The following is a 670-nucleotide window of genomic DNA, read 5'->3' as shown; positions in this document are numbered from 1 at the left end:
GTCAGGCCGGCCACTCGCCTGGACGTCAATCGCCCGTACTTCTCGATCATGTGCGCGACCAGCGGCGGGATGTCGTCGGGCCTTTCACGCAGCGGCGGTATGCGCAACTCGAAGCCGCGCAAGCGGTAGTACAAGTCCTGGCGGAACTTGCCCTCATCGACCAACTGGCGCAGCGGCCGATTGCACGCTGCGACGATGCGCACGTCGCAGCGGCGCGTCTGGTCGGAACCGATGGGCCGCACTTCCCCTTCCTGCAGGAAGCGCAGCAGCGACACCTGCATGCTGGGTGAGATCTCGGAGATCTCGTCGAGAAACACCGTGCCTCCGTCGGCAGCCTGCAACAGGCCCAGGCGGTCGGTGGTTGCGCCGGTGAAAGTGCCGCGGCGATGACCGAAGAGCTCGCTCTGCAGCAGGTCGTCGCTGATGGCTGCGCAGTTGACGGCCATGAACAGCAAGGCGTAGCGCGGCATGTTGATCGCAAGGCCGCCGTAACGGCTGATCTCGCGCGTGTGCAGCCGGTCATAGATCACACCGACGCACAGGAACAACGCCGCCGATACCAGGCCGTGGCTGAGCATGACGATCATCGCGCCTTCCAGACCCTGGCGGTTGAAGGCGAACAGGCCGATCGTCACGATCGCCATGTGCGCGACCGAGGAATAGGCGATCA

Annotated in this window: 1 protein-coding gene; it reads right to left on the bottom strand. The window is 64.8% G+C overall.

The window, feature by feature from the left end; genetic code table 11:
• Positions 1 to 670, bottom strand: a 670-nt coding sequence (locus ACFSNB_RS18750) for a sigma 54-interacting transcriptional regulator (RefSeq protein ID WP_377319340.1), incomplete at both ends; no start/stop codon positions are given.

Origin of the sequence: Phaeospirillum tilakii (assembly GCF_042683125.1) — a bacterium.
Taxonomy (GTDB): domain Bacteria; phylum Pseudomonadota; class Alphaproteobacteria; order Rhodospirillales; family Magnetospirillaceae; genus Phaeospirillum; species Phaeospirillum tilakii.
The sequence above is the reverse complement of the archived record's forward strand: the minus strand, read 5'-3'. Positions and strand labels throughout refer to the sequence as shown.